The sequence below is a fragment of the bacterium genome, assembly GCA_040753555.1.
Classification (GTDB): Bacteria; UBA9089; UBA9088; order UBA9088; family UBA9088; genus JBFLYE01.
In genome coordinates, this window is record JBFMDZ010000130.1 from 1 (window position 1) to 6,189 (window position 6,189).

General features: G+C 37.6%; 3 protein-coding genes. All 3 read right to left on the reverse strand.

What is annotated here, in order from left to right; genetic code table 11:
* On the reverse strand, window positions 1-3,565 hold a 3,565-nt coding region (locus AB1630_09635; GenBank protein MEW6104050.1), incomplete at its 3' end, for a right-handed parallel beta-helix repeat-containing protein.
* A 147-nt stretch (window positions 3,566-3,712) separates the two neighbouring features.
* Window positions 3,713-5,896 (reverse strand): DUF2723 domain-containing protein, encoded by a 2,184-nt coding sequence (locus tag AB1630_09640; GenBank protein ID MEW6104051.1) that lies wholly within the window; start codon window positions 5,894-5,896, stop codon window positions 3,713-3,715.
* Window positions 5,897-5,948: 52 nt separating this feature from the next.
* Window positions 5,949-6,189, reverse strand: a 241-nt coding sequence (locus AB1630_09645; protein ID MEW6104052.1) for a FlgD immunoglobulin-like domain containing protein, incomplete at its 5' end; no start/stop codon positions are given.

Below are 6,189 nucleotides of genomic sequence, written 5' to 3' on the forward strand. Positions count from 1 at the left end.
AATAGTCTATTGTTAGGAAGCCAGATTGGCCTTGTGTTAGTGTGCCAATGTAGTATGTGCCATTGTCTATGATAACAACATCAGTAAGGAGGGTTTGTCCTGTGTTTTGGTATTTGAGGGTATAGGTTAGGGTGGATAGGGTAAGGGTTTGGGTTGATCCATCCTTGATTAGGCTTATCCCTGGGATGCCAATGAGCTTAAATGTTGTTGTGGCAAATATTTCTCCAATACAGGAATCCCCTGAGGCGGTGATTAGCTTTGTGCAGGCAGGTTGGGTATCTACAATAAATGTGGTTAAGAAAGAACCAAGTGCCGATGAGAGGGTATTTGTAATATTTGGATTTGTTCCAAAGGCAATGGTTATAGGTGTATCTGGTCCAAAGCCAGAGCCTGCTATGGTTACAATTGTTCCCACTAAACCTGATGTAGGATTAACAAGGGTAATCCTTGGGCTTGGAATGAGGAAGAATATTGTAGTTGCTGTTTCTTTGAAGTCTCTTGCGGTAATTAGCTTTGTGCAAGGTGGTTGGGTACTTACAACAAAGGTTATTGAGAAGGTGCCATTGGCTGATGAATAGGCGGTTGTTATGGTTGGCATTGTTCCAAAATCTATGCTTAAAGAGGAACCAGCAAAACCTACTCCCTCTATTGTTATTATGCTTCCAACAAAGCCTGAGGTTGGTAAGAGCTTTGTAATAAAAGCACCTTGAATCTTGAAATGGGCAATAGCTGTATTTCCTAAATAATCCCTTGCAGTAATTATCTTTGTGCAGGAGGGTTGGGTATCTATAATGAAGGTTGTGGAGAAGGTGCCAATATCTGAAGATTGAGCTGTTGCAATGGTCAAAGTTGTTCCAAAGTCAATGGAAACTAGGGTATTTGTGGCAGGTACAGCTCCTTCTATTGTAACAATTGTACCAACTGGACCTAAAGAAGGGGTAAGAATAATGCTTAATCCAAGCCAAGGTCTATAATTAACCCAATCACTTACCTTATCTCCTTGACCTGATGGATTTGTAATGGGATGTTCTGGTCCAGAATTATCACACCACCAATTGTAAGTAGCAGAGATTGTTCCTGAAGAGCCATCATGATAAACACCATAACCTTTGGTTAAATCACCATTTTTGTTGCTATGGAGGTTGTTGCAATGGATTGTTGAAAAAGAATTTGAGATGGAATAGATGCCATAGCCAATACCACCCGAGCCACCTGAACCCAACCAGCCTCCTGTTCCCCCTTGTCCCCCTCGGTTATTTGATATTGTATTGTTTGAAATTGTATTGCTAGTTGAATTTGAAAGATAAATGCCTGTACCAATACCACCAGGGCCACCCGAAGCCCCTCTGCCACCTGTTCCTCCTTGGCCTCCCATATTATTTGATATTGTATTTTGTGAAATTGTATTGTTTGTTGATTGATAAAGATAAACCCCACATCCAATGCCACCAAGACCGCCTGAACCACCATAGCCCCCTGTTATTCCATTTTCTCCAATTCCACCAGAAATTATGTTGTTTCTTATTGTAAAATCAGAACAGTTTATAAGAACAATCCTTCCTAAATTTGTTGAGCCAGAGCCATTTAAGGTTAAATTTTGATTTTCAATTGTTATTCCTGATTGATTGTAGTAATAAAAAATTGGCTCATTGTTATAGGTATTTGAGGTTGTAATTGTATTATTAAGGCTATTTGGCTCAATATAGATTCCATAGCCAATCCCAGGATTGCCAACTGAACCATAGAAACCACCTGCTCCTCCTTGGCCACCTGTGTTTGCTAATATTATATTTTTTGATATTATATTGTTTATTGATTGTAAAAGATATATCCCACATCCAATGCCACCAAGACCGCCTGAACCAACCCGTCCACCTGTTCCTCCTTGACCTCCTATGTTAGTTGATATTGTATTTTGTAATATTGTATTGTTTGTTGATTGATAAAGATAAATCCCACATCCCATACCCCCTGAACCACCTGAACCCCAAAAGCCCCCCGTTCCTCCCTGACCACCTCTGTTCTGGAATATTGTGTTGTTTGTGATTGTTCCATTGGTTGATGTTCCAAGATATATTCCTGTGCCCATACCACCCGAACCACCTAAAGCATAGGGACTTCCTGTTATTCCATTTTCTCCAATTCCACCAGAAATTATGTTGTTTCTTATTGTAAAATCAGAACAGTTTATAAGAACAATCCTTCCTAAATTTGTTGAGCCAGAGCCATTTAAGGTTAAATTTTGATTTTCAATTATTATTCCTGATTGATTGTAGTAATAAAAAATTGGCTCATTGTTGTAAGTATTTGTAAGTGCAATTGTATTATTATAACTATTTGACTCAAGATATATTCCATAACCATTACCAGAAATGCCAGCTGAACTACCTCCTATTCCTCCTTTGCCCCCTTGATTATTTGATATTGTATTATTTGAAATTGTATTGTTTGTTGATTGATAAAGATAAATCCCGCATCCCATACCACCCGAGCCACCTGACCTATAGTCGCCACCTGCTCCTCCTTGACCTCCTATGTTAGTTGATATTGTATTTTGTAATATTGTATTGTTTATTGAAGATAAAAGATATATCCCTGTGCCCATACCACCTGAGCCACCTGAGCCAAAGTCGCCCCCTGTTTCTCCTCGACCCCCTTGATTATTTGATATTGTATTATTTGAAATTGTATTGTTTGTTGATTGATAAAGATATATTCCACAGCCAATTCCACCCGAACCGCCTGAACCACCATAGCCCCCTGTTCCTCCTTGACCGCCTTGATTATTTGATATTGTATTATTTGAAATTGTATTGTTTGTTGATTGATAAAGATATATTCCACAGCCAATTCCACCCGAACCGCCTGAACCACCATAGCCCCCTGTTCCTCCTTGACCGCCTGTGTTATTTAAGATGGTATTTCCTCTTATCGTATTTGTCGCTGATCTATAAAGATAAATCCCTACACCAATGCCGCCACTACCTCCACCTTGCCAGCTACCCCCATTTCTTCCATCGCCACCCCTGTTGTTTTTAATTGTATTTGTTCCAATAATGTTATTATTTGAATTTGAAAGATAAACTCCACAGCCTATTCCTCCAGAACCGTCATCTCCTTTGTTATCGTGGATAAAATTATTTGTAATCACAACCCCTGATACATTTTCCAAATAAACTGCCTGCTTTGCATATCCAATATCACAATATTCAATTTTACTTCCCTGCGTTCCACTTCCAGATAGCTTAATGCCCTTCCAATGCCCAGCAGTATAAGTTGCTTGGTCAGAGGTAAATGTAATCGTGCCAAAAGGTGTGCCTACTGCGTTTAAGGTACCATAACAGATTAGAGAGGTCTCTGTAGCAAACCTTATGGTTACCTCTGGCTCAATGGTTAATTTTACCCCATTGGCAACATATACCGTATCAGTTGCAATATATGGGCTTCCTGCCAAATTCCAGGTTGTATCACCTGTAATTGTTCCAGAAACATAAGTGTCAGCCCAGGCTATCTTGCAAGCCCAAAACCCTAAAACCGCCAAAATCCCAAAAATTGACTTTCTCATTTTTACCAACCCCCTAAACAAAAAAGCAACAGCTTGATTGCCGTTGCCTTTGTAAATTTTATATAAAAACCCTTTGGGGTGACTAGGTTTAATCCCCCTTATCATTTTATAATTTTCCAAATCTTTCATTTTAGTAAAGTATAAATATCATTTTTCATTCTTGTCAACAAAAATTTTCTCACTTTCCTGAATGAGTTGTAAGTTATGTCTTGCCAATGAATTTTCTGGATCAAGCTCAAGAATTCTTTCAAACTCTTTTATTGCCTTATCATTCAAGCCTTTTTCAAAATAAATAACCCCCAATTGACCGTGACCACCAATATTTGTTGGATCTAACATTAATCCATTTCTGCATTCAAAAATAGCCTTATCTAAATCTCCCTGTTTATAAAAAGCATTACTTAAATGAAAAAGGGCTTGAATATAAAAAGCAATGCCAGTATTTATGTAGTCTTTATATTCTTTTTTTACATTTCTTAAATTCCTTAATCCAAATTTTTCTAATATCTCTACTGCCTTCCTTGTCTCATTTATGGCTAAATTATGTCTCTTAAAAAAAGAAAGATACTTTCCTCTGGTGCAAAGAGTATGGGCATAAAGTAAGATTGTTTGAAGCTCACATATATTCTCGAAGGTCATACCTTTTTCTCTCCTAGATTTTATCTTTCTTATCTTAAAGTCTTTATTTTTAAGTATTTCCTCAACCAAAAATTCTGTATCTTTCGTCAATCTCCATAAAATTCCTTCTGGAATTAAAGTATATCCCTTATAGATCTCGCTCACTTTTTCATAATCTCTTACATAGACTGGTCTGTTTCCTAAATTATTTTCTATAATCTGAATTTGAGTAGGAACTGTAAGATTTACATCGGGATATTTTTCTTTAAGCTCCTTTATATAATATTGAAATGGGAGAAACTCTAACTTAATAGTTGCTACATCCTTCCGAAGATTTTCAATATGCTGAAGATACCAAAATAAAAAACCGGGTTGATCAATCTTGTATTCCAAAAAAACCAAAGCCTTTTTCCTTAAAGGTTCTAACATATTTCTTCCATGGTCATAAGCAATATAATAGTTGAAATGGTCAGAGGAATAATATTTGGCTCTACATTGCAAGATAGGAAAAAGTAAGAAAAACCCACACAAGGCAATTTTTAGGACTGGGAAAAATTTAGAAGACAGAAGACAAAGGACAGAAAACAGACAATAGCCAATGAGGATAGCAAAAATCAAGAAAGAGGGAATATAGTAATCCTCAATATTAGAAATGTCATAACGAATAGCCATAAAGAAATTGGTAATTGCCATCAAGCATAAATATACACCAAGCTTTAGCCTTTTGGCAATTAAAAAGATAAGGCCAAGCAAGCCAAGAAAAATAAGGCAAACATTAAATTGATGAGGAAAAAAGCCAAGATGGGTAAGGAGGCGGGATTTAAAGCTTGAGATAAGTTGCCCCAGATAAGGTTGATATGACTTCCCAGTTAAATGCTCAACAAACCTTTGCCAGTTATCGGGACAGCCCCAGTTAAGGGGAGGGTGCATACTTGAACGAATAGGCAGATAAGCCCACAAAGTAAGAGGCAGGATAAAAAGCAAAAGCATCTTTGAGGGAGTAGAAAGTAGGGAGTAGAGAGTAGGAAGTGAAAAGGGTCTAGTTTTAAGTTTTGACTTTTGAGTTTTAAATTTTGAATTTTTTCTATTCTTCCATAAAACAGCCAAAATAAAGAAAATGCTTGCGGGGATAAGATAGATTGTCTGGAAGTGGTGGGTGAAGGATAGGCCTAAGACAAAGCAAAACAAATAAAGAAGTTGGAAGTCTTGAGTCTTGAGTCGAGAGTCTTGCCATTTGAGGAGGATAAAGATAATTAAGGTGGCAAAGAAGGCATTTAGGGTATATTTCTCGGCAATTACCGCCTGTTCCCAGAAGGTTAGAGAGAAGGCAAGGATTAGACTTGCTACAATGGAAGGAATTATTCTGGTGCTCTGGTGCTCTGGTGCTCTGGTGCTCAGTTTTAAGGTGATAAAATAAGTCATCATTACACAAAGGGAGGCAAATAGGGCGGATTGCATATTCATCCGAAAGGCAATGTTTCCAATAGGGATTAGGGTTATAAAGACCTTGCCCAGCAAGGTATAAAGGGGATAACCCGGAGGATGGGCAATGCCTAATGTCCAGGCACAGGTTATAAGCTCACCTGAATCATGAAATCCAACGGTTGGAGTAAGGGTATGCAAATAAACCCCAAAACAGACAAATAAAACAAGAATGCCAAAGATGTAATCTATTGTCTTAAAAGGGATTGGCAGATCGTCTTTTTTTCTCACAACCCTATTATATCTACCCGTTAATTAAAAAGGCAAGCTTAAAATTTAAAGCTTATCTTACCCCAAGGGATTTTATAGCAGAGAAATCCCCTGCCTTTATTTTATAAAAGTATAATCCAGAAGAAAGGTTTTGTCCACTATCATTTCTTAAGTCAAAGGAGATTGCCCTATCCTTTTGGGTATATGAGCCTTTAGGTTTATTTCCTGCTTCTATTGTTCTTACCTTTTGTCCGAGGATGTTATAGATTTCAAGGGAGACATTTGAGTCATTTGCTAGCTTGAATGGGATATAG